At 69.6% G+C, this 21,724-nt stretch carries 21 protein-coding genes and 3 tRNA genes; 6 read left to right on the top strand and 18 right to left on the bottom strand.

The features are described from left to right. Window positions 1-49: 49 nt before the first annotated feature. The 3 genes from JAP66_RS02285 to JAP66_RS02275 form a co-directional block, all read right to left on the bottom strand. Complete coding sequence (locus tag JAP66_RS02285) at window positions 50-313, bottom strand: helix-turn-helix domain-containing protein (RefSeq protein WP_199429728.1); 264 nt, start codon at window positions 311-313, stop codon at window positions 50-52. Next, on the bottom strand, window positions 313-807 hold the full coding sequence (locus JAP66_RS02280) for a DUF2975 domain-containing protein (RefSeq protein WP_199429726.1): 495 nt from the start codon (window positions 805-807) through the stop codon (window positions 313-315). The genes JAP66_RS02285 and JAP66_RS02280 overlap by 1 nt, the downstream gene beginning before the upstream one ends. A gap of 121 nt (window positions 808-928) precedes the next feature. Next, a complete protein-coding gene (locus JAP66_RS02275; RefSeq protein ID WP_199429724.1) occupies window positions 929-1,504 on the bottom strand; it encodes a dihydrofolate reductase family protein in 576 nt (191 codons plus the stop codon). Between the two features lie 170 nt (window positions 1,505-1,674). On the opposite strand from JAP66_RS02275, the gene JAP66_RS02270 reads away from it, so the two are divergent. Beyond that, window positions 1,675-2,064, top strand: coding sequence for a glyoxalase superfamily protein (locus tag JAP66_RS02270; protein WP_199429722.1), 390 nt, complete (start codon window positions 1,675-1,677; stop codon window positions 2,062-2,064). A 664-nt stretch (window positions 2,065-2,728) separates the two neighbouring features. Here JAP66_RS02270 and JAP66_RS02265 read toward each other — a convergent pair. Both JAP66_RS02265 and JAP66_RS02260 read right to left on the bottom strand, forming a co-directional pair. Next, a tRNA-Phe gene (locus JAP66_RS02265) sits at window positions 2,729-2,802 on the bottom strand. Window positions 2,803-3,055: 253 nt separating this feature from the next. After that, window positions 3,056-3,487 carry a MarR family winged helix-turn-helix transcriptional regulator gene (locus JAP66_RS02260; protein WP_199429720.1) on the bottom strand — a complete coding sequence of 144 codons (432 nt, stop codon included), beginning with the start codon at window positions 3,485-3,487 and terminating at the stop codon, window positions 3,056-3,058. A 292-nt stretch (window positions 3,488-3,779) separates the two neighbouring features. On the opposite strand from JAP66_RS02260, the gene JAP66_RS02255 reads away from it, so the two are divergent. Continuing rightward, on the top strand, window positions 3,780-4,430 hold the full coding sequence (locus JAP66_RS02255) for a maleylpyruvate isomerase family mycothiol-dependent enzyme (RefSeq protein WP_199429718.1): 651 nt from the start codon (window positions 3,780-3,782) through the stop codon (window positions 4,428-4,430). Between the two features lie 531 nt (window positions 4,431-4,961). Here JAP66_RS02255 and JAP66_RS02250 read toward each other — a convergent pair. From JAP66_RS02250 to JAP66_RS31925, 4 genes are all read right to left on the bottom strand, one after another. After that, a tRNA-Asp gene (locus JAP66_RS02250) sits at window positions 4,962-5,038 on the bottom strand. Between the two features lie 13 nt (window positions 5,039-5,051). Beyond that, window positions 5,052-5,124 (bottom strand) — tRNA-Glu (locus tag JAP66_RS02245). Between the two features lie 140 nt (window positions 5,125-5,264). Continuing rightward, complete coding sequence (locus JAP66_RS02240) at window positions 5,265-6,041, bottom strand: SCO6745 family protein (RefSeq protein WP_199430037.1); 777 nt, start codon at window positions 6,039-6,041, stop codon at window positions 5,265-5,267. Window positions 6,042-6,249: 208 nt separating this feature from the next. Continuing rightward, window positions 6,250-6,498: a hypothetical protein gene (locus JAP66_RS31925; protein WP_235998653.1), complete on the bottom strand. Its 249-nt coding sequence runs from the start codon at window positions 6,496-6,498 to the stop codon at window positions 6,250-6,252. 498 nt (window positions 6,499-6,996) lie between these two features. Here JAP66_RS31925 and JAP66_RS02235 point away from each other — a divergent pair, with 498 nt between their 5' ends. Further along, window positions 6,997-7,419, top strand: a complete 423-nt coding sequence (locus tag JAP66_RS02235; protein WP_199429716.1) for a hypothetical protein — start codon at window positions 6,997-6,999, stop codon at window positions 7,417-7,419. A gap of 79 nt (window positions 7,420-7,498) precedes the next feature. Here JAP66_RS02235 and JAP66_RS02230 read toward each other — a convergent pair whose 3' ends face one another. After that, window positions 7,499-7,702 carry a cold-shock protein gene (locus tag JAP66_RS02230; RefSeq protein WP_199429713.1) on the bottom strand — a complete coding sequence of 68 codons (204 nt, stop codon included), beginning with the start codon at window positions 7,700-7,702 and terminating at the stop codon, window positions 7,499-7,501. Window positions 7,703-8,153: 451 nt separating this feature from the next. Here JAP66_RS02230 and JAP66_RS02225 point away from each other — a divergent pair, with 451 nt between their 5' ends. The 3 genes from JAP66_RS02225 to JAP66_RS02215 all read left to right on the top strand — a co-directional run bounded on the left by JAP66_RS02225 (window position 8,154) and on the right by JAP66_RS02215 (window position 11,168). Next, window positions 8,154-9,344 (top strand): L,D-transpeptidase, encoded by a 1,191-nt coding sequence (locus JAP66_RS02225; RefSeq protein ID WP_307849404.1) that lies wholly within the window; start codon window positions 8,154-8,156, stop codon window positions 9,342-9,344. Between the two features lie 79 nt (window positions 9,345-9,423). Beyond that, window positions 9,424-10,005: a PaaI family thioesterase gene (locus JAP66_RS02220; protein ID WP_199429709.1), complete on the top strand. Its 582-nt coding sequence runs from the start codon at window positions 9,424-9,426 to the stop codon at window positions 10,003-10,005. 2 nt (window positions 10,006-10,007) lie between these two features. Further along, window positions 10,008-11,168: a metallophosphoesterase gene (locus JAP66_RS02215; protein ID WP_199430036.1), complete on the top strand. Its 1,161-nt coding sequence runs from the start codon at window positions 10,008-10,010 to the stop codon at window positions 11,166-11,168. 18 nt (window positions 11,169-11,186) lie between these two features. On the opposite strand, the gene JAP66_RS02210 is transcribed toward JAP66_RS02215, so the two are convergent. The 8 genes from JAP66_RS02210 to JAP66_RS02175 all read right to left on the bottom strand — a co-directional run bounded on the left by JAP66_RS02210 (window position 11,187) and on the right by JAP66_RS02175 (window position 21,645). Next, on the bottom strand, window positions 11,187-13,556 hold the full coding sequence (locus JAP66_RS02210; RefSeq protein WP_199430035.1) for a serine/threonine-protein kinase: 2,370 nt from the start codon (window positions 13,554-13,556) through the stop codon (window positions 11,187-11,189). Window positions 13,557-13,600: 44 nt separating this feature from the next. Next, window positions 13,601-14,557: a glutamate ABC transporter substrate-binding protein gene (locus tag JAP66_RS02205; protein WP_199429707.1), complete on the bottom strand. Its 957-nt coding sequence runs from the start codon at window positions 14,555-14,557 to the stop codon at window positions 13,601-13,603. Next, window positions 14,557-15,957 (bottom strand): GlnX family signal transduction membrane protein, encoded by a 1,401-nt coding sequence (locus tag JAP66_RS02200; protein WP_199429705.1) that lies wholly within the window; start codon window positions 15,955-15,957, stop codon window positions 14,557-14,559. The genes JAP66_RS02205 and JAP66_RS02200 overlap by 1 nt, the downstream gene beginning before the upstream one ends. A 140-nt stretch (window positions 15,958-16,097) precedes the next feature. Next, window positions 16,098-17,396, bottom strand: coding sequence for a helix-turn-helix domain-containing protein (locus JAP66_RS02195; RefSeq protein ID WP_199429703.1), 1,299 nt, complete (start codon window positions 17,394-17,396; stop codon window positions 16,098-16,100). Window positions 17,397-17,470: 74 nt separating this feature from the next. Next, the gene (locus tag JAP66_RS02190) at window positions 17,471-18,571 is read right to left on the bottom strand and encodes an acetoin dehydrogenase dihydrolipoyllysine-residue acetyltransferase subunit (RefSeq protein ID WP_199429696.1); all 1,101 of its coding nucleotides are present in this window, start codon (window positions 18,569-18,571) and stop codon (window positions 17,471-17,473) included. 2 nt (window positions 18,572-18,573) lie between these two features. Beyond that, on the bottom strand, window positions 18,574-19,587 hold the full coding sequence (locus JAP66_RS02185; protein ID WP_199429694.1) for an alpha-ketoacid dehydrogenase subunit beta: 1,014 nt from the start codon (window positions 19,585-19,587) through the stop codon (window positions 18,574-18,576). Between the two features lie 14 nt (window positions 19,588-19,601). After that, window positions 19,602-20,597 carry a thiamine pyrophosphate-dependent dehydrogenase E1 component subunit alpha gene (locus JAP66_RS02180; RefSeq protein WP_199429693.1) on the bottom strand — a complete coding sequence of 332 codons (996 nt, stop codon included), beginning with the start codon at window positions 20,595-20,597 and terminating at the stop codon, window positions 19,602-19,604. Further along, the gene (locus JAP66_RS02175; RefSeq protein ID WP_199429692.1) at window positions 20,563-21,645 is read right to left on the bottom strand and encodes an ATP-NAD kinase family protein; all 1,083 of its coding nucleotides are present in this window, start codon (window positions 21,643-21,645) and stop codon (window positions 20,563-20,565) included. The genes JAP66_RS02180 and JAP66_RS02175 overlap by 35 nt, the downstream gene beginning before the upstream one ends. Between the last annotated feature and the right edge of the window lie 79 nt (window positions 21,646-21,724).

The raw sequence follows: 21,724 nt of genomic DNA, 5'->3' as shown, positions 1-21,724 counted from the left end.
TATTGATGATCAATGTGCAAAGCAAGTGATGGATATCACAATCTGAGTTTTATGGGAGGCGTCGCGATCGGGCATCGCCGCTGTCCGACGTCACCCCGCTCGCCTGACCGTCGGGCTCCCAGCGCAGCAGGTCACCGGGCTGGCAGTCGAGCACCTCGCACAGCGCGGCGAGCGTCGTGAAGCGCACGGCCTTGGCGCGACCGTTCTTGAGCACCGCCAGGTTGGCGGGCGTGATCCCGACGCGTTCCGCCAGCGCCCCAACGGACATCTTGCGCTTGGCCAGCATCACGTCGATGTCGACGACGATCGGCATCAGATCACCTCGTCGAGCTCGGCCTGCAGGTGGTGCGCGTCGGCGTCGCGGGCGACGGCCTGGGCGAGCAGCATCCGCAGCACGAGGACGAGCAGCGCGATTCCGGCGACCATCACGGCCGCCCCGCAGATCAGGAGGACGAAGCCCGGCGGGACGGCGGTCGGGGCGAGGGTGACGGCGAGCCCGAACGTGAGCAGGGAGGCCGCGGCGGCCGCGCCGATCACGATGTGCACGTACTTGAAGGCGGCATGGGAGAACACCGTGCCCCGGCGAACCATGGTCAGCAGCCGCCACACGCAGACCAGCGTCACCTGGATGGTCACGATGCCCAGAACGATGATGGTGGCGATCGGGACGCGCACGGTGGCCAGGTCGGCACCGGCCTCCTGCAGGTCGATGTCCAGCAGGGGCACCATCACCGCCTGCACGTACAGCGTGCCGGCGAGCACCGTCGCGAGCACGATGCGCAACGCCAGGACGGTCAGCTTTCCCACCGGGCCTCCTTCGATCGAGTTACGATGGGAATATATCGATAGTCGATATGCCTTGGCAAGCGGCGGGTGACCCCTGCCTGCCGTGGTCGTCCCTGAACAGGGCCGACCACGGCAGGGCTGATCAGCGGACGACGTCGTAGACCAGCTTCTGGATTCCGTTGCCGTAGGACTCGCTCTCGATGAGCTTGAGGTTCTGCTTGTCCTTGTCGGCGTCGCTGAACAGCCGCTTGCCCGCGCCGAGCAGGAGCGGAAAGACCAGCAGGTGGTAGCGGTCGATCAGGCGGGCATCGGAGAGGTTGCGGTTCAGGGTGGCGCTGCCGTGGATGATGATCGGCCCGCCCTCGGTCTCCTTGAGTGCGGCGACGTCGTCCAGTGAGCGGAGGATGTTGATCTCGCCCCAGTTGGACACGAGGTCCGTCTCCCGCAGGGTGCTCGACACGACGTACTTCGGCATCGCGTTGTAGCCGGGGAACTCCTCGGTCATGTCCGGCCACACCGGCGAGAACGCCTGGTAGCTCACCCGGCCCATCATCATGGCGGCGGCCTCGGCCTGCTCGCGGCCCTTGATCTCGTAGGCGGCCTCGTCGAACTCGATGTCCTTGAACGTCCAGCCCGAGTTGCGGTAGCCCGCTTCCCCGCCGGGCGCCTCGACGACGCCGTCGAGCGAGATGAACGCGGTGGCGATCAGGGTGCGCATTGGGTCTGCTCCTTGGGGGTCTGAAGTGCTGTCGTCAGTGCGTCGAACGGAAGCTGTCGAATGCGACACCCCGCACCGAGAAATCTATGACGCGCCGACGCTGCCCTGAACAGCAGCTCAGGGCGTGCAGAGCGCCCAGCCGCCTTCGGGCGGGAAGCTACGATCTGGTCATGGCTCTCACGGTCCAGCGTGTCGTCCCCATCCTGCGGATCTTCGATGAGGCCCGGGCCCGAGACTTCTACGTCGGGTTTCTGGGCTGCGATGTGGACTGGGAGCATCGATTCAGCGAGCGAGCTCCGCTCTATATGCAGGTCTCCCGCGGTTCGCTCGTGCTGCACCTATCCGAACACCATGGGGACGGCTCGCCCGGGCACACCGTCTACGTGGCGGCGACCGGCGTTCGCGAGCTGCATGCTGAGTTGCAAGCGAAGGACTACCCATACCTCAATCCCGGGATGGGTGAGAGCCCAGGCAACGACGGCGGAGCATGTCTCACGTTGCTCGATCCCTTCGGGAACTGCCTGCGCATCGACGAGCGCGTGGCCTCCCGGGTTGTCTAGTCGCCTTCGATCGTGACTGAGGACATCCGGCGGGACGTCGTCGACCAGCTGAACGGCTCGTTGCGGCATATTCAGCTGTAGCACTCATGGCTGGGGCTGCGGTGAGCTGGTGGTCATGGCCGACGGGCGCGCAGGGTGCTGCGGTCGAGGTGGCATCGGGCGCAGACCGATGCCATACGTACCGGGCTATTGGCCGCAGGCGGGGCTGGGGCTGCGTTTACCCTGCTACTTGCCGTGCGCGCTCAAACGTCTCGGCCAGGAACATCCGGACCAACGCGGCCCCATCGTCAATGTGTGGTGCGCGTACCTACGTATGCCTGCTCCCATCCCGACGGAAGCAATGTTCAATCAATCTGCCCACCAAGTGACGTGCAACGGCGTTGCTGCCCTCGATTCGGTAACTGCCAACGAGGGGACCGTTTTCAGGAGAACGACCTTCAACGAACCACCCTGCACGAGGCGATCGAAGTTGCCACTGGGGGCGACTGCGCCGCTGGATTACGAACACGTGTGGCCCAATGGATGGGAGCTACGCCCCTGGAAGCCACCCAAGCCGCTGACTCACCACCAGACGAGAACAGCTTGTACAGATCAAATGAGTCCCTGCTCCACAAGAACGGCCCGCCTCTGAGGGGAGGCGGGCCGTACTCGCAGGTCATCGGTGTGGCCAGGGCCGGGGTCGAACCGGCGACCTTCCGCTTTTCAGGCGGACGCTCGTACCAACTGAGCTACCTGGCCAGGTACGCGTCGAAGTGTATCGGAACTGGAGCGATGGACGCGCAGGCCCCCCTCGACCGGCCATCTGGCGGCAACGCCCTGAATGCACCCAAGGGGCACCGGTCGCTCAGGCGGGCATCCGCTCCCCATGCGCAACGACGCTGCACCCGGCTGGAATGGGTCCTCGCCTACCTCGCCTGCCCCGAAGTCATCGGCCAAGACCCGAACCTCAACCGTTCTTCGGACAGATATGTCGCCCCGCGCTGGAGCGGGCTCAGGCGTAGGGGTCGGTGATCTCGCGGAGCCGGGTGAGGGCGTGTCGTAGCTGTGCCATTCCCTGTTTACCGAGGTGGGCTTGCCACTCGGCCTCGGCCTGGGCGACGGCGGCTTCGGCAACGGGGATCGCCTCTTTGGCCTTGTCAGAGAGGCACACCAGCCGCGCGCGCTTGTCGGTGGGGTCCGGGACGCGTTCGACCCAGCCGCCCTTTTCGAGCTGGTCCACCAGGAAGCCGCCGGTCTGCTTGGTGACCTGGGCTTGCTCGGCCAGGTCGGTCAACCGGGTGCCCTCGGGGCCGACGCGCTGCATGAGCTTCATCTGGGCGGTTGTGATGTCGTACCCCGCCTCGGTCATCGCGGCGAACACGCGGTTCTCCAGCCATCGGTAGGGGATGTAGAGCAACAGCCCGGTGTTCGGCTCGTCAGCCATGCAGGAACTCCTTGACTTTAGTCAGTATGCCTGACTAAAGTGCCGTATTTGGTCAGATGCACTGACTAAGTGTAGTGGGAGGCCGGGACGTGGCCAAGCAGACCCAGGTCGATGTGTATTTCGATCCCGCTTGCCCGTTCGCGTGGGTGACGTCGCGATGGCTCCTGCAGGTCGCGAGGTGGTGCACCACCCGCGGGTACCGCTGACGCGGTGTGCTCGCACGCGAGCGTCACTTTTCGAGCTCAAAGCGCACGATCACCGGCGAGCTCAGATTCCACCGACGGAGGCAAGAATGGAGCCCGACCACAGCTGGCGAGTGATCGAGCAGGAACGGCGCAGCCTCGCCGACCTGCTCGCCACCCTCACCGACGAAGAATGGGAACTGCCCTCGCTGTGCGTGGGGTGGCAGATCAAGGACGTCGCCGCGCATCTCCTGCTCACGCCGCAGCCGCCCGGTGCCTGGCGGATGCTCGCCGAGATGGTGCGTGCCCGGGGCAGCTTCAACCGGTGTGTGCACGACGTCTCGGTCCGGTACGCCGAACGGCCGAATGCCGTGATCGTCGCCGAGCTTCGGCGGCACGCCGCGTCCCGCACAGTGCCCGCGCTGACGAACTACCGCAACCTCCTGATGGACGTGTTGGTACACGGCCAGGACATCGCGATCCCGCTCGGCCGCACCCGCCAGATGCCACTCGACGCCGCCACGGCCAGCGCCAACCTGGTCTGGCAGAAGGGCTGGCCGTTCTGGGCGCGGCGCAAGCTCGCAGGGCTCCGGCTGGTTGCCACCGACGTCGACTGGACGGCCGGCGCCGGACCGGAGGTGCGGGGACCCATCGCCGCGCTGCTGCTCCTGCTGACCGGCCGCACCGCCGCGCTGCCGTACCTGACCGGTGCGCAAGTCGCGTCACTGGCCGCACGCCTGAACACCGCAACCAACACCTGAACGGAGCACCGCAATGACACTCTTCGCCATCACTGGCGACACCGCCGTTGCGGTGACCCATGAACCAGCTGTCTGCCGAACTCCCCACGAGTCCCCGCGCACCGGCCAGTCACTACCGGGCACGGCTACCGGCCAACACGACCGTCGACGTGCTTTCGCTGGAACTACCAGCCGGGTCATATGTACTTCAAGCAGCCGGAACAGCGGGCCAGAACAGGAAAGGCGGCGGCTCGTGCTTCTTCGACGCACCCAGTGGTATCCAGGGGAGCGCCGGGTTCTTCTCGGAAGCCGGCGCCTACCAGAGGCCCTTCAGCCTGCTGACGACGAAGGCACTGACCCGAACCGAGACACTGCACCTGCGTTGCGGAGGCAATCGAACGGGTTTGTCGGGGAGGCCAGCATGGTGGCATCGAAGGTGGGCGCCGTTCACCAGGCACGCACACAGGCCTCGCTCTCCGGCGGCCCGAGAGATCGCTCGTGAGTGCGTAACAGTGTTCTAACTCGTGTACGCACTCACGAGAGGGGTAGATCTGGCGACCCTGACGGGACTCGAACCCGCGACCTTCGCCGTGACAGGGCGACGCGCTAACCAACTGCGCCACAGGGCCTTGCTGTACTGCGTACTCCCAACGGGATTCGAACCCGCGTTGCCGCCTTGAAAGGGCGGAGTCCTAGGCCGCTGGACGATGGGAGCCCGGCCGATTTCGGCGAACCGACCGACCGCACTCTCCAGGTCCTCCCTGGGAGCGATTACCAGCATAGGGCACCGCCACAAGCCCTTTCAAAACGGGTCCCCCTTCGCCACCGCGGTCGGCTTACCAGCACAAACCCGGCTCACGCCCTGGCGACCGCGTCGAGCGCGCGCAGCCGGTCCAGCAACTCGGCCCGCTCCGGTTCGCTCAGTACCGCCTCGATCAGCTCGCCCGCCCGCTCGTCGGTCAGCCGCTCGGCCTCCGCCCACCGCTCGCGCAGGCCCGGCCTGGCCTCGGCCCTCGCGATCAGCTCGTCGGCCGCCTCCGGCTGCCAGGCCGTCCGCAGGAGCCGGCCACGCCCACCCTCCGGATCGGCGACCACAGCTTCGGGCACCGTCAGCCCGACCGCTCGCAGAGCCGCGAAATGCACGCCGCCGCGGTACTCCCGCAGCACGGTCAAGCCGTGCGCGACCCGCTCGACCGCACCGGCGGGCCACGCCGCCTCTCGCCATCCGGCGAACAACCCGAGGCCGCTCGCATCCGCCCCTTCGACCAGCCGAACCAGCAGCTCCGCGAGGCGCTCGGGTTCCGCCAGCCCGGCCAGCCGCGCACGCGCCCAGCGCGCGGACGCCTCCTGATAGGCGGCGACGGCCTCGGTGGCGCTGATCGCCTCGACGGCGGCCGGCAGCACCACGTCGAAGATCCAGCGCGGGAAGATGCCGAACACCTCGGTCGCGACACCCGGCGACAGGTCACCGAGCACCGCCGCACGGCCCCGGAAGTACAGCGAGTGCTGGCCCAGCCCAACCTCCCCCTCGACCTCTGCCAGCTGCTCCGACGTCATGAACGCGCCACCCCAGCGCTGAACGAACAGCCGGCTCGCACGGGCGAACTCCGACGACACCTGGACGGTCTCCACATGGTCCCCTCTCGACAAGGCGACCATAACACTGTTACCAAAACTGGTCGAAGCATTCGCAGATGCGAAAGAGATTCACGGCAGTCGGCCGGACGGCGCTTGACCGATTGCCGTTCAGCGGTCTGGACCAGTACCTTTAGCGAATACTGCCCAGGTGCGGGACCAGGGGGTGCGCACCTGGGCAGTCCGTTCGACCAGAGTTCTGCCGCTACCGCTGTACGGGCGGAGGACCGTCCTTGTCCGGCTTCAGGCCGAGCATGTCGAGCAACTCGGCACAATCGTCCGGCCCTGAAGCCCCGCGCGCCACGGCGAGGCGCGCCCTTCTCACCTGGTCATCGGAGACGCGGGGAGCATCGCCGTGACCGGCCCGCTGCGCCGGCACACCGCCATAGGCGGATCCCTGCGCATCTCCCTCGTGTCGAAGGAGGAACTGTCGAACTTCGAGAGACCCGCTCATGGCTCCTCCCACGGTTTCTGGACACCTTGGCCGCGAGGCTAGCGAGCACGGGAACCGCCACACAGGCCCCGCCAGAGTGAAAGTCCCAGCACGCTCCGTGGGCTTGAGCGGCCATCCGGGGCGACTTCGAAGATGAACTCCAGGCAAAGCGGAAGTGACAGGTCGGGGGCCTTTTTCGGGCGCAACCCTCGCGGCACGGCGCCGACTCGTGTAACAATCAACGTGCTGACACACCCCCGGTCAGCGCCTGTGGAGATCCCCTCCGGCCCCCGCGTTCCTCCCCCTGGCGCGGGGGCCTCTCCATGGCTGCACCTTTCCATGCCTGGCACTTTTCGGCGCGTGAGCGGCGACCGGCCCGGCACGCCGAGTGACCATCGGCGCGGATGTCGGCACGGCCTTTCGTCCAGGTGGCCCAGTGCGGGCAAGAATTCCGCGACACGCGGTGTGGGGAGGTTCACAGAACAACGGCAGCCGAGACACAACCGTTATCGTGGTCGCGTGCCACTTCCCTCATTCGGCCGGCTGAGCAGCCGGACCAACCTCAAGCCCGTGAGCCAGGGTCGCCACCGCGACTCGGGCACCGACCACACGGAGGCGGCAACCGATGACCACGAGCTGACCAGCTACCTCGCGGCGCTCGCCCCCGAAGCCGACCCGGAGAGCACGGGATCGGGCCGCCGTTTCGGCGGTGCGCAGGTCTACCAGTTGCGGATGACCGAGATCGCGGGCGAACAGCTCAAGGAGCTCGCGGCCCAGCGCGGCACGTCTCCGCAGGCACTCGCGCAGGAATGGGTCCTGGAACGCCTGTCCTGGGAGTCACAGGCCCTTTCCGGGCCGGGCGGCCAGTTCAACGAACCGCACACCGACGAGCACTACTTCGACCCGCGGTGGGAGCGCCCCGCCCGCGGGAGCCTCCGCTGACGAACACGATCCCCGACAAGCGTCGAGCCCCCGGCGGAAATCTCCGCCGGGGGCTCGATGCGTCAAGCGAAGCGCCGCCCTAGATAGGACGGACCTGCTGAGCCTGCGGGCCCTTCTGGCCCTGGCCGACCTCGAACTCCACGCGCTGGTTCTCCTCGAGGGTCTTGAAGCCGCGCCCCTCGATCTCCGAGTAGTGCACGAACACGTCACCCTCGCCGCCGTCCTGGGCGATGAAGCCGAAGCCCTTTTCGGCGTTGAACCACTTCACAGTGCCTTGCGCCACCGTCTTACTCCTCGTTACAGATCCGCATCGGATGCCGCCAGCAGCGACACCAGGGCCGCCCCGGGCGGTTCCAACGAGACGAGCTGAGAGCGTTCACGGCTCGGGCTCGCGTCAGAAGTTCCGCGAGTGTGAAGCCACGAACACGCAAAACGACGGCCTGATCGAGATCGTACCGGCAACAGGCCCGTCTCGTCTCCCATCACCCGAGGTTGCTCCAACCGGGCGGTTAGCTCGCAGGGAACGTTGCGAAACGTCCGCGGCGGACGATGTCGGTTCCCGACAGGGTGACAATGGGCGCATGGCCGCCGACCGTCTTCACGGAGCGGAACCAAGACAAACCCAGGACAGTGAACGATCCCCAAAGTGTGACGGCAGTCACCTTTTCTTCGCTGCAACGAACGCTTCTCGTGGAGCGTCAGTGGGGATACATGGGGACAAACGGGGAGTAACTGTGACACAAGCAAGAACGGGGCCACGCCGACTCCGGCTGCCGGCTCTGGTTCTGGCCGTTCTGCTCGGGCTGACCGCCTGCACGGCCGGCAACGGCGGAAACTCGACGCAGGGCAGGCCGGATTCCGCATCCGCGAAGCCGGCGGCCAAGGTCGTCGCGCAGCCGGCCGACGGCGCGCAGGACGTCAAGCCACGTGATCCGGTGGAGGTCGCGGTCACCGACGGTGCGATCGAGTCGGTCGAGCTGACCAATCCGGCCGGCGAGAAGGTGGCCGGCGAGCTCTCGGAGGACAAGACCCGCTGGACGGTCACCGAGCCGCTCGGCTACAGCAAGACCTACACGTGGTCGGGCAGCGCCACCGGCGCCGACGGCGAGCAGGTACCGATCGAGGGGTCCTTCACCACCGTCAGCCCGGCGCAGGTGATCGGCGCCAGGATGAACGTCGGCGACGACCGCACGTACGGCATCGCGATGCCGATCAGCATCACCTTCGACCAGAAGGTCACCAACAAGGCCGCCGTCGAGGAAGTGCTCGACGTACAGACCAAGCCGGAGACCGAGGGTTCGTGGGCCTGGCTGGAGAACGACCACTCGGTGCACTGGCGGCCGAAGGAGTACTGGAAGCCGAACACGCAGGTCAGCGTGGACGCGCCCCTCTACGGCGTCGAGCTCGGCGACGGCGCCTACGGAGAGCAGGACATCACCGTCGACTTCTCCATCGGCCGCTCGCAGGTGGTCAAGGCGAACACCCAGACCCACCGCATGGTCGTCATCCGCGACGGCAAGCAGGTGGCCGACTACCCGGCCAGCTTCGGCCTCGACTCCGATCCGGGGCGGGTCACCCGCAGCGGCACGCACGTTGTGATGTCCAAGCACTCGACGTACTTCATGAACAACCCCGGCTACGGCTACGAGGACTTCGAGGTGCACTGGGCGGTGCGGATCTCGAACAACGGTGAGTTCACGCACGCTGCGCCGTGGTCGGTCGCCGACCAGGGGGTGCGCAACGTCTCGCACGGCTGCGTCAACCTCGCGCCCGCGGACGCCAAGGAGTACTTCGACAGCGCGATGATGGGCGATCCGGTGGAGATCGAGGGCAGCACGCAGCAGCTCGGCCCGCAGGACGGGGACTACCACGACTGGACGTACTCGTGGGAGGAGTGGACCGCGAAGTCGGCACTGAGCCAGTAGCCGCGGCATCGTGAGTTCGCGGGTGTGCGCCACGAAGACCGCCGAACCCGTGGCGTCGGCCACCGGTTAGCGTGTCCGGGTGAAGCAATCTGGGCAAACCTGGCCACCGGTGGAGGTCGAGCCGGTCGAGCCGCATCCGGACGCACCCGGCCCGGGCAGCAAGCTCGGCGTCCACTATGACGAGTGCTTCGGCTGCGGTGACGACGTGGATGCCGGCCTGCACATACGCTCGACCGTCGGCGAGGGCCGCGTCGTGCACTCCCGGTTCACCGTCACCGAGGCACACCAGGGCGCGCCCGGCCTCGCCCACGGTGGGCTGCTGGCCTGCGCGTTCGACGAGGCGCTCGGTTCGACGGTCGGGAACCTGCTGCGCAGGCCCGCGGTCACCGGGCGGCTGGAGACCGACTTCCGGCGCCCGGTGCCGGTCGGCTCGACGCTGCACATCGCGGCCAAGCTGGACGGCATGGCCGGGCGCAAGATCTACGTCAGCGCCGAAGGGCGGCTCGACGCGGAGGACGGCCCGGTCGCGCTCCGCGCGCGGGGCCTGTTCGTCACGGTCGAGTTCGAGCACTTCACCACGCACGGGGACACCAACGCGCTGGAGAAGTTCAAGGCGACGCGGCGGGGCGAGCCCGCCAAGGACTGGGATATCAACCCTTGATCATCTTCGTCGTCGTGGTCTTCGGCGTCGTCGGGTTGCTGAACCTCTACCTGTGGAAGCGGCTCGTCGTCGACACGACGTCGCGCCGCTCGCGCGGCCGCCGTCTCGGCACGGCGGCGATGGCCGTGCTGCTACTGCTGCTGCTGGCGGCGCTCGCGTTCGGCACCCGCACCGATCCGGCGATCTCGCAGTGGTTCGCCTGGCCGGGTTACCTGTGGCTGGCGATGTCCTTCTACCTCCTGCTGGTGCTGCTCGTGCTGGAGCTTCCACGGCTGGCACTGCGCCGGTGGGCGCGGCGTCCCCGCGACGAGGACACCGAACCCCCGCAGGGCGTGAGCAGGCGGGTGGTGCTTGCCCGCGGCTCGGCGGCGATCGCCGGTGTCGCCGCGACCGGCCTGGTCGGCTACGGGACTTCGGTGGCGATGGGACCGCCGTCGATCACCCGCGTCCCGATCGAGCTGGACCGGCTCGACCCCCGCGCGGCGGGCTGCCGGATCGCGCTCATCAGCGACATCCACCTCGGCCCGATTCTCGGCCGCCCGTTCACCCAGCGGATCGTCGACATGATCAACGACGAACGTCCCGACGCCGTGGCCATCGCGGGCGACCTGGTGGACGGCAGCGTGGAGGACCTCGCCGACGCCGTCGCACCACTGGCCGACCTGCGCAGCACGCACGGCACATTCTTCGTCACCGGCAACCACGAGTACTACGTCGGTTACGCCCAGTGGGTCGAGCACGTGCGCTCGCTCGGTATCCGCGCGCTGCGCAACGAGCGCGTGGAGATCACCCACAACGGCGGGGTGTTCGACCTCGCCGGTATCAACGACGCCACCGGGTACCAGTGGCAGGATCCCGGCGACGTCGGCAAGGCCGTCGCGGGACGTGATCCGGGCAGGGCCGTGGTGCTCATCGCCCACCAGCCCGTCGACGTGCGCGACGCGGTACGGCACGACGTCGACCTGATGCTGGCGGGGCACACGCACGGTGGGCAGCTTTCGCCGTTCGAGCTCGCGGTGAGCCTGCAACAGGGCGCGGTCGCCGGCTTCTACGATGTCGAGGGCACCAAGATGTACGTCACCCGGGGCGCCGGCTTCTGGGGGCCGCCCGTCCGGGTCGGCGCCCCACCCGACATCACCCTGGTCGAGCTCGTGAGTGCGTAGCAGAGCTCGGGCGCGGGCTCAGGTGAGGGTGCGGGGACGGATAGCGTTCGCCTTGTCGACGAGCTCGATCCGCTGCTCCGAAGTCCCGGCGAGGCGGGCCAGCGCGCGGTAGCAGCGTTCGAGCCCGAACCGCAGCTCGCGCTCCGACAGCTCCCAGCCGAGCACCGTCGAACCCTGCCGCGCGGCATCACCCTGCTGCGGCGCGTGGTCGGAGCACACCCAGTGGAACGCGGCCTCCAGGACCTCCGCCGACAGCCGTGCCCGCCGCTCCGCGTCCAGCGCGAGGCGCTCCAGCCTGCCCGCCGCGTCCACGAAGTCGTGCTGCCCCACGAGCTGCTGGTTACCTTCGGTCACCCTGGTCTTGATCTTGATCGCGGCGACCTGCGCGGCGACGTGGTGGGTCGACGAAGCAGGCACCGACTCCAGCACCTCGATCGCGCCCGCCCGCGCGCCCTGCGCGAGATACACCCTGGCCAGCCCGAACGCCGCGCTCACGTACGACCGGTCGGTGCGCCACACCAGCTCGTAGAGGCGGGACGCGGCGAAGTAGTCACCGACGCTCTCCGCGCTGACGGCCATCGCCAGCTTCGGCGCGATCTCCCCCGGCAGCTCGTCGTACACCGCGTCGAACGCCGCGTGCGCCACCCGCGGCCTGCCGCCGGCGAGCTCGATCAGCCCCCGGTACCAGTCGATGCGCCAGTCGTGCGGGTAGCCGGCCTTGATCGCGAGGTACTGCGCGGCCTGCAACTGCCGGTTCGCCTCGGCGAGCTCGCCCAGCTCGATCCGCGCCCGCACGATCCTCAGCCGGACCTCGATCGACTCGCGGGGCGCGCCCGCCAGCGCCGCGATCGCCGTCTTCGGATCGGCCGACGCGGTGGTGGCCAGCACGCCCGCGCCCTTGTCATCGGTGTAGACCTGCGGAATCGGCAGCCCGGCGACGACCTCCCCCGGATCGGGCAGCGGCACGTCCCGGCCCGGATCCGGCACCACCAGATCCACGCCGAACGCCTTGGTCTCCGGCCCGAACACCGTCGAGGAACCCGGGCGCGCCTCGCCCGTGCCGAGCGCCATGATCTCGCGCAGCACGCCGGTGAGCTGGTCGGCCATGTCCTCGGCGGAGATGAACCGGCGGTCCGGGTCGCTGTGCGTCGCGCGGCGGAGGAACCGGTAGTACGAGCCGAACAGCTTGAACAGCGGCACGTCCTGGCTGGGCAGCGACGTCTTGTACTTGCCGGTGTAGCCGGTGAACTCGAAGCTGAGCACCGCGAGCGTGCGGCCCACCGTGTAGAGGTCGGACGCGACCGAGGCACCGTGCGTGGGCAGCTCCGGCGCGCTGTAGCCGGTGGTGAAGAACAGCGGGCTGGTGTAGTCGTCCATCCGGCGCACCGCGCCGAGATCGATCAGCTTGAGCTGCTCGTGGGTCTGGATCACGTTGTCCGGCTTGAGATCGCAGTACAGCAGCCCCTGCCCGTGCAGGTAGCCCAGCGCGGGCAGGATCTCCAGCCCGTAGGCGATCACCTGGCCGATCGGCAGCGGCTCGGCCCGCCCGGTCTCCCGGTGGTGGGCGAGCGCGAGCTGGCGCAGCGACTGCCCACCGACGTACTCCATCACGATGTAGCCGACGGAGTTGCCGGTCTCGCGGTCCGGGTGCTGCACGAAGTTGTAGATCTTGACGATGTTCGGGTGCTCGACCTGCGCCAGGAACCGCGTCTCGTTGACCGCGGCCGCCAGCGCGGTGGCGTCCCCGGTGTCGATCAGTCCTTTGAGGACTACCCAGCGGTCGTTGACGTTGTGGTCCTGCGCGAGGTAGATCCAGCCGAGCCCGCCGTAGGCGAGCGCGCCGAGCACCTCGTACTGGCCGCCCACCAGCTCGTGCGGGTGCAGCTTCGGGGTGAACGAGAACCGGGTACCGCACTTCTCGCAGACGCCCTCCGGCTCACCCGGCGTGCCGTCCTTGCCCCGGCCCACCTTGGCGCCGCAGTTGCCGCAGAACCGCTTCTCCTCCGACACGGAGGGATCGGTGAGCACGGCCGACGCCGGATCGCGGTAGGGCACCGGCGGTACCTCGACCAGCCCCGCGCCGAGCCTGCCGCGCCGCGAGGTGCGTGACGACGTGCGCCGCGACGTGCCGGGAAAGGCGCCCGAGCCCGTACCGGGACCGGTGCCCGGCCCGCTGCCGGGGCCGGTACCGGGCACGCTGCGGCCGCTGGTGCTCTGCGGCAGCACGCTCTCCGTGCCCGGGTCTGGCAGTATCGCGGGACCGCTGTCCGGCCGTGGCGCCGGAGGGGTGATGCTCTGGGTCTCCGGCGCCGGAGAGGCGAGCACACTCGTGGGCAGCGGCTCGGCGGATGCCTGCCCATCCGGGCGCGCCGCCGGGGTGTCCGGCATGGCGTGCCGGGGACGCCGTTGCTCTTCCGACACTGCTCTCTCTCCTACTGGTAGAGGGGTTTCGGCGGGGCGGCGGCGCCGAGGCGCTCGCGCAGCCACCTGTCGTAGCTCTGCTGCCACTGCCCGCCGCGTACCGTTTCGAGTACCGAGTTGACGAAGCGCACCATGTCCTCGTCGTCCTTCGGAATCCCGATGCCGTAGAGCTCGTCGGTGAAGCGCTCGCCGACGATCTTCGTGGTGGGATCCTGCTGGGCCATGCCCGCGAGGATCGTGTCGTCCGTGGACACCGCGTCGACCTGACCCTGTTGCAGCATCACCAGGCAGTCCGACCAGTCGTCGACGGAGACCGGCACAGGCTTGGTCTCGACCTTCGCGATGTTCTTCAGCGAGGTGGACGACTTGGCCGCGCAGACCCGCTTCCCGCCGAGATCGGAGATGCTCTCCGCGTCCGAGCTCTCGTTCACCAGCACGCGCTGGCCCGCGACGTAGTACACCGTCGAGAAGTTGATCTCCGCACGCCGCTCGCAGGTGATCGAGAAGGTCCGCACGACGATGTCCACATCGCCGTTCTGCAGTGCCGGGATCCGCTGCGCCGAGCTGATCGCCCTGAACCGGATGGCGTCCGGATCGCCGAAGATGGCCTCGGCCACCTGCTTGGCGATGTCGATGTCGAAGCCTTCGAGCTGGCCGGTGGTCGGGTTGCGGAAGCCGAACAGGTACGTGTTCTGGTCGACCCCGGCGACGAGGTGCCCCCGCTCGCGGATCTCGGCCATCGTGGAACCCGCGGCGATGTTGCCGTCCGCGGGCAGGCTCGCCTCCACGTTGCACTCGTCCTCCGTGCCACCGTCGGCGGCGACGTCGGTCTCCACCACGGCGTTGGCAGGCGTTGGCGGCTGCACCGAGCCCACCGGCGCGGGATCCACCGGTGCACCCGGCGAGCCGCAGCCCGCGAGCAGCAGCGCCAGCGCCGAGGCCAGTACCCCAAGCTGTTTCGTCCTCATCAGCGGTACTCCCGCAAGCGTTCCCGGATTCCCAATGTCGTCCCCAGCGCGGCGATCACCGCGAGCAGCGCGAAGCCCGGTGCCAGCAGGGTCAGCGCACGGCCGCCGTTGGTCGTGTCGTCGAGGAAGTTCTGCCTGCCCGCGCCGATGGCCGCGGCCAGGTTCTGGTCGAGCCGGGAGAACGCCTGCGCCGCGCCGTCCCGGTTGCCGCCGTCGATCGCCAGCCCCACCGCGTCCTGGTACTCGCCGGAGTCGTCGAGCTCGCGTACCTGGGCATGGGCGCGCAGCCAGGCCCCGGCGTTGTCCCGTGCGGACTCGATGTGCCCGGCCGAGTCCTCTCCCGAGGCACGCGACGCGGCCTCCGCGAGCAGCCCGCCCTGGCCGTCGCGCCCGGCCAGCCGGCCCGACAGCTCGCCGAACTCCTTCTCGTACTCGGCGCCGCCGCCCCTGGCCACCAGGGTCAGGGTCTCGTCGGCGCGGGCCTGCAACGCCGCGATCCTGGCGCGGACGAGCACGTCGACCTGCTCGGTGCCGTCGGTGCTTCCGCTGCTGACGAGCACACTCTGCACCGTCATCGCCGCCGCGCTCCACAGGATCGCGATGCCCACCGCGACGGTGGCCACCACCAGCCCAACGTTGAACACCCGGTTGGTCCTGCGCTTCAGATACACCTGCGTGGCGATGAGCGCGGCGAGCAATCCGAGCACCAGCAGCGCGGTGAGCCACGGGAAACCCGCGGCGTCGTCCTGCTCCGCGGCGAGCCGCTCGGTGTCGATCTCGTAGAGCTCGTGCGCGGCCGGAAGGATCTTGGCGCGCATCAGCTCCGAGGCTTCGCGCAGGTAGGCCGCACCCGCAGGGAAGCCCTGCCGGTTGTTCGCCCGCGCGGTCTCCACCAGACCGGTGTAGACCGGCATCTGCTGGCTGAGGATGTTGACCTGCCGCGCCGCCTCGGGCACGCCCGCGGAGTCGGACGCGGCCTTCGCGAGCGCCGCGCCCGCCTTGGCGATGTCGAAGTCGTAACGCTCGCGCAGCTCGGCAGGCTCGGCGCCGGTGGACAGCAGCGCGCTCGCGGCCGTCGCGTCCGCGTCGGACAACGAGCGGTATACCTGCTGCGCGGCGGCCGCCAGCGGCTCGCGGTGGTCGATCAGCCCGTCGATGGTGTTGCCGCGGTCCTGCACGGCGAGCGTGCCGACCAGTCCGGTGAGCAGCGAAAGCACGACGAGCCCGGTCGCGATGAGCGACAGCCGGCCCGGGGTCGTGGCAGCCGAACGGGTGATGCCGCGTACGGCGTTGGCCGGCAGGTCGAGCAGCCAGGCGACGCCGGACCGCTGCCCGCGCGGCTCCTCCGGCTGCTCCGTGCCCGGTGCACCCGGACCCCGCCGGGTCACGGTGCTCGTCATCGCGTTCCTCCACCCAGTTTCGGCACCCGCATGAACGTAGTCGAGGACGCGTCGCGGCAACCACCGACTCCACGAAGGGAGCAAGATCGTGGCGGGGCTGTGACTTCTCTCGGGGAACTTCTCTCGGGACTTCTCCCGGCTCAACCGCCCTCGGCCCGGATGGCCGGCGCGGTCGAGTGCGGCAGCACCTGCTCCGGCGCGTCGGGCCGTTCGAGCACGACCTCGATGTCGTCGGCGAACCGGTACGGCCTGCGCGCGAGGATGGCGCCGAGCTGCCTGCGCAGCCGCGACATCTCGGCGCGCACGGTGACCGTGCGCGCCGGGTCGCCGAAGAGGTCCAGCGCCAGTTCGGCAGCCGACCGGCCGTCGCGGTGGCGGGCGAGCACGTACAGCATCTCGGCGTGCCTGGGGCTCAGCGGATACGACCACGTGCCGCTCGCCCCGGAAACCGTGAGCTGCCACGCGCGGGGCGCACGGACGTCGAGCGTGACCCTGGTCGGCACGGAGGGCCCGGCGTCGTCGCCGGCGAGCCGGACCAGCCAGCCACCGGGCACCGGTTCGAGGTGGCACGTGCCGAGCACGGGGAGCCACAGCTCACCGGCGTGGCAGGAACCGGGCAGCGCCACCCGGTCCGGCGGGGACAGCCCGGAGACCGCGGCGACCCAGCCGTGCTCGTCCGTGACCAGCGCCTTGCCCGCCACCTTCGACAGCACGGGCACGGCCGTGGCCCGCAACCGCGCGAGCTCGGCGAGGTGGGCGTGCCGCAGCTGGGACTCGGCCAGCCGGGCGACGGCGTCGACCAGCGCGAGCGTGGTGGCATGCACGGTGTCCGCGGGGCCGGAGAGGTCGACGACGCCGAGCAACCTCCCGTCACGCGGATCGCGCAGGGGCGCGGCCGCGCAGGTCCAGGCGTGGTGGGTACGCACGTAGTGCTCGGCGGAGTAGACCTGCACCGGCCGGCGCGCGACGAGCGCGGTGCCGATCGCGTTGGTGCCCACGTGGTTCTCGTCCCAGGACACGCCCTCGGTGAAGCCGAGTCCGTCGGCCCGGCGGCGCACGGCGGTGCTGCCGTCCCGCCACAGCACGTGACCGTCGCCATCGACGACGACCATGATGTGCGCTGCCTCCTCGGCGACGCTGATCAGGCCACCGCGCAGGATGGGCAGGGTCTCGGCGAGCCCGCTGGCCCGGCGCCGGGCCTCCAGTTGCTCGACGGGCAGCGGTGGGCTCTCCGCCCCGTGATCGGGATCGAGGCCGAGGCGCCGCATCCGCTGCCAGGAGGCGCCGATGACCGGCCGGGGCGGGGCGGCCGGAACGGCGCCGGTGACCTCGGCCTCGTGCAGCCGGGCGAGCACGCGCGCGTACCGCCGGGGATCCGCCCCCGGCGGCAACGCTGCCTCGAGGTGCTCCTGGCGCACCTTGCCAGTGTCGCAAGCCATGCGCCCCGGCGGAACCCTTCCCGAGGCTCGTGAGTGCCTACGCGCGTTAGAACTCGCGTAGGCACTCACGAGCCTCACTCGAATGCGGCTACCACCGCGTTCGGTTTTTCCATGTGCACCATGTGGCCCGCGCCCTCGACGACGCGGACGGCACCCGGATCGGGCAGGGCTCCGGCGTTCGACACCGGCAGCACCTCGTCCTCCCTGCCCCACACGACCGTCACCGGCACTCCCGCCTTCGCCAGCAGCGGTGCCGCGTCGATGCCCGGCGCGTCGCCGTCCAGCAGCGTGCCGAGCAGCGTGCGCAACGCGGTGTCCACACCGTCGAGACGTTTGTACTTCATCAGGTCGTCCGCGAGCTTGCGCGTGACCTGCGCCGAATCCGCGAACAGCGCGCCGAGGTGCGGCCTGAGCTCGCGCCGCGAGGTCGCCTCCGCGAAGCCGCGCAGGTAACCGGCGTTGATCTCGGTGCCGAAACCCGCCGGGGCGACCAGCGTGAGCGAGGCGACGCGGCCGGGCTCCGCGGCCGCGGCGGCGGCCACCACGGCCCCGCCGAGCGAGTGCCCGGCGAGATGCGCCCGCTCAATGCCCTTCTCGGCGAGAAAACCCAGCACGGCGCCGGCCAGCGTGTCCAGCGACCCGTCGCCGACGTCCTTGCTGGACTCGCCGTGCCCCGGCAGGTCGAACGCGTGCACGGTGCGGCTCTCCGCCAGGGGTTCCTGCACGAACAGCCAGGAGTTCTTGTCCCCGCCGTAGCCGTGCACGAGCACGAGCGTCTCCTCGCCCGCGCCGAGCGTGGCGTAGGCGAGCGTGCGCCCGTCCACCGTGACAGTGCCGGTCTCCGGCCCGGCCGCCTCCTCCACCTCGCCGGAGTCGAGTTCCGCACGGGCGAGCCGGGCGGCCTCCTCGATGTCGGCGTCCGGCACCTCGGGTGGGGCGATCAGCGCGATCGTCGCTCCGACCGGCACGTCCTCGCCGACCTCGGCGACGACCCTGCGCAGCACTCCCTCGTCGGCCGACTCCAGCGTGCCCGCGATCTTGTCGGTGTCGATCTCGGCCAGGTCGGCGCCACCGGCGACGTCGTCACCCTCGGCGGCGATCCATTCGGTGATCTTGCCGGTGGCCATCGACAGGCCCCACTTCGGCATGACCACTTTCCTGATGGCGTCGTTCATTCCTACCGCTTCCACTCGGCGACGCTCTTCACCGCATTGGCCACGCGCTGGGCGTCGGGAATGTAGAGATCCTCCAGCGCATCCGAGAACGGCACCGGAGTGTGCGGCGCGGTGACCATCTCCACCGGCGCGCGCAGCGACCCGAACGCCTCCCTGGCGACCAGCGCCGAGATGTCGGTGGCCAGGTTGCAGCGGGGCGAGGCCTCGTCCACCACCACGAGCCGCCCGGTGTTCTCCACGCTCTCCAGGATCGTCTCGGTGTCGAGCGGGCTCGTCGTGCGCGGGTCGACGATCTCCACCTCGATGCCGGAAGAGGAAAGCGCCTTCGCCGCCTCCTCCGCCACGGAAACCATGCGGCCGATCGCCACCACCGTGACGTCGTCGCCGTCGCGGACCACGTTGGCCTCACCGAACGGGATCGTGTAGCTGTCCTCCGGCACGTCGCCCGTGGCGTCGTAGAGCGCCTTGTGCTCGCAGAAGATCACCGGGTCGTTGTCCCGGATGGACTGGATCAGCAGCCCTTTCGCCTCGTACGGGCTGGACGGCACCGCGACCTTCAGCCCGGGGATGTGGGTGAAGATCGGGTACAGCGCCTGAGAGTGCTGCGCCGCGGCCCGCAGCCCGGCGCCGTACATCGTGCGGATGACCACGGGCGTCTGCGCCTTGCCGCCGAACATGTACCGGAACTTGGCCGCCTGGTTGAAGATCTGGTCGAAGCACACGCCCATGAAGTCGATGAACATCAGTTCGGCCACCGGGCGCATGCCCCGGGTGGCGGCGCCGATCGCGGCGCCGACGAACGCCGACTCGGAGATCGGCGTGTCCAGCACCCGGCCCGGGAAGCGGTGGTAGAGGCCCTTGGTGACGCCGAGCACGCCGCCCCAGGCGTCCTCGGCGCCGGAGCCGCCCGCGCCGCCCGCGTTGTCCTCGCCCATGACGATCACGGAGCCGTCGCGTTCCATCTCCTGCGCGAGCGCCTCGTTGATCGCCTCGCGGTAGCTGATCGTGCGTGCCATGTTCGCCGCCCTCCTCAGTAGCTCACGTAGACGTCGGTTGCCAGGTCGGCCTCGGTGGGCTTCGGCGCCGCCTTCGCCTCGTCGACGGCCGCGTCGATCAGGTCGCTCACCTGCGTGTCGACGGCGGTCAGGTCGGCCTCCTCCAGCCGGCCGGTCTCCGTGACCCTCGACCGGAAGCGCTTGAGGCAGTCGAGGTTCTCCCGCGCCTCGGCCACCTCCTGTGCGCGGTAGGTCTGCTGGTCGCCCTCGAAGTGCCCGAAGTAGCGGGTGAACTTGACCTCGATGAGCGTCGGCCCGCCGCCCTCGCGAGCCCGCCGGATCGCCTCGCCCGCGGCCTCGTACACGGCGAAGAAGTCGAAGCCGTCGACGATCACCCCTGGCATGCCGAAACCGGCGGCGCGGTCGGCGATGTTGTCGGCGGCCACCGACCACGTGCTGGCCGTCGCCTCCGCGTAGCCGTTGTTCTCCGCGACGAAGATCGCGGGCAGGTTCCACACCGAGGCCAGGTTGAGCGATTCCAGCGTGGTCCCCTGGTTGCTCGCGCCGTCACCGAAGAACGCGACGCCGACCCCGCCCGTGCCCTGCTGCTTGGCGGCCAGGGCGGTCCCGCAGATCAGCGGCGGGCCGCCACCGACGATGCCGTTCGCGCCGAGCATGCCCTTGGACAGGTCGGCGATGTGCATCGAGCCGCCCTTGCCCTGGCAGGAGCCGGTCTTCTTGCCGTAGATCTCGGCCATCATCGCCTTGACGTCCACGCCCTTGGCGATGCAGTGGCCGTGCCCGCGATGTGTGCTCGCGATCGCGTCACGCTCGTCAAGATGCGCGCAGACGCCGGTCGCCGACGCCTCCTCCCCGGCGTAGAGGTGCACGAAGCCGGGGATCTCGCCGGTCGCGAACTCCTCGTGCACCCGCTCCTCGAACGCGCGGATCGTCCGCATCGTCCGGTAGGCCTGGAGCAGGGCGTTCTCGTCGAGCTCATGTGCGACCGATGTGGACAAGGTATCCGTCATCGTTGACGCTCCCTTCTGGATTTCCGGTACACAGCAGGCGCAGGCGGGCGGCCTCGGCCAGTACCGCCCGGACGTCGACACAGCGGGGACCGTCCGTGCGCAGCCGCAGGGACGCGGTCTGATCACCGCGCAGCTCCAGCTCACGCTCCCCGTCGAGAGCGAGCACACCGCCGCGGGTGCCGAGTTCGATCGGCCGGTCCGGCCGCAGCGGGCGCCAGTCCCGCACGCCGACGGGCACCACGAGCCCTGGCGCGATGGGCGCGTGCACGACCCATCTGGCCTGCTCGGGTGGCGCCAGCGCGAGCGCGACACCGTCGGGTGCCGTGCGCGGGCTGGGGCAGAGCTGTCCGGCGACGCTGGAAAGGCCGATGCCGTCCGGCTCCGCGAAGGCGCAGTACAACTCGGTCAGCGAGGCCGGCTGCCACAGCGCACGGGAGCCGACGTGCCGTTCGGTGGACACACAGACGTCCACGAGGGCCAGTTCGGTGCGCCCGCCGGTGCGGACCTCCAGTACGCTCGCCCGGCTGGTGCCCCGCTCCGGCGGGACAGCCCCGGCGGCGACGAGGCCACCGGCCAGCCCGGCCACGGTGGCCTCGCGTAGCTGCGGAAACGCGTTGTTGGTGCCGGTGGAAAGCGGTAGCAGCGGCACGTCGCCGCACGCGGTGGCGGCTACCCGGGCGGTGCCGTCGCCGCCGAGGCAGACGATCAGGTCCGCGTCCGCTGCCCGCATCCGGCGCACGGCGTTGATGGTGTCCCCGGCCCCGCCGGTGATCGGATCCCCGGCGCAGAACTCCACGTCCGGCCACGGACCGTCCCTGCCGGACCGCCGCTGCCGCAGCGCGCGGAGCACGGCGGCCGAGATGCCGCCGAGGTCGGTGGAGAGCAGGGCACGTTCGACACCCACCGAGGCGAAGGCGCTGAGCAGGCGCTGCACCATGTTGGCCTTCTCGGCGGTGGGGAAGACCGAGGCCTTGGCGACGAGCCGGCGGATGTCCCGTCCGGAGGCCGGGTTCGCCACGATCCCGACCGTCGCCCCGGACTCGCCCACTCCGCACCTCCTTCGGTGTGGCCGACATCACTGCCGACGCCGCACCTCCAGGAGACTCCGGGAGACCGCAACGGCGAAA

The sequence above is a fragment of the Qaidamihabitans albus genome, from assembly GCF_016464705.1.
GTDB lineage: Bacteria > Actinomycetota > Actinomycetes > Mycobacteriales > Pseudonocardiaceae > Qaidamihabitans > Qaidamihabitans albus.
This window is presented reverse-complemented; position numbering and strand designations above follow the sequence as displayed.